Origin of the sequence: Thiorhodococcus minor (genome assembly GCF_010820565.1) — a bacterium.
Taxonomy (GTDB): domain Bacteria; phylum Pseudomonadota; class Gammaproteobacteria; order Chromatiales; family Chromatiaceae; genus Thiorhodococcus; species Thiorhodococcus minor.
This window is the reverse complement of the sequence record NZ_JAAIJQ010000285.1, coordinates 1-901: the sequence shown is the minus strand read 5'-3', so window position 1 is coordinate 901 and position 901 is coordinate 1. Positions and strand designations below refer to the sequence as shown.

Sequence of the window (901 nt, the reverse complement as noted above, 5' to 3'; positions counted from 1 at the left end):
GCGAGGGAGCTCGATGCCGCCGAAGAGACGCTGCTCGCCCTCGTCGCCGATTACGAAGCGCTGTTGTTGGAGCGTCTGGCCTGGCTTCGCACGGAGGCGCCAATCGACTTGGACAAGCTGCTGACGCTACCCGATCAGCTCAACAGGATGCTGGCAGGGGACCGCAAGACCGAGCTCGGGCGGATCGTTTTTCGCCAGCTCGCGGCGAATCCCCTGTTTTGGGTGGCGTTCGTGCTCGTGGGCACGCTGCTTTGGAGCCGGCGTCGCATCCGGGTTGCCATCGAGGGTTTGGCCGGTCGCGTCGGCAAGCCCACCACGGACAGCTTCGGTCTCACGCTGCGCGCGCTCGGCTTGACATTGCTCCTAGCCTTGCCGCTGCCGCTCCTTCTGGCCGCATCAGGCTGGCTGCTGCACGCATCCTCGGGGACCGATCTGACGCTGGCCCTAGGCGATAAGGTTTTGCAAATCGCCGGGCTCCTCCTGTCACTGCACCTGCTGTCCGCTATCTGCCGGCCGCATGGGCTCGCGGCGGTACACTTTCGCTGGCCGGAGCCAAACCTGACGCTGGTGCGGACGGCGACGCGGCGTTTGACATGGACCCTGATCCCGGCAGTGGTGCTCATGCACCTTGCGGTTGTGCTCGATCCGCTCGAGGGCGGCGGCGCCATGGCGCGGCTCGCCGCCATCCTTGCCTTCGGCGCGACCGCCTGGTTCATGGTCCGGGTCTTCCATCCGCGCCGCGGCGTCATGGCTCAGCTACGTCAGCCGGATGCCTATCCGTTGCTGATGGGCAGCTACTGGCTTTGGTATCCGGCGCTCGTGCTCTACCCGATCGTGATGATCATACTGGCATGGTCCGGCTATCTGTACACCGCCACAGTGGAATCCAACAACTACCTGG

At 65.1% G+C, this 901-nt stretch carries 1 pseudogene; it reads left to right on the top strand.

Annotation, left to right across the window (positions count from 1 at the left end):
• Nucleotides 1–901: pseudogene (locus G3446_RS26985) on the top strand (mechanosensitive ion channel domain-containing protein); the annotation flags it as partial.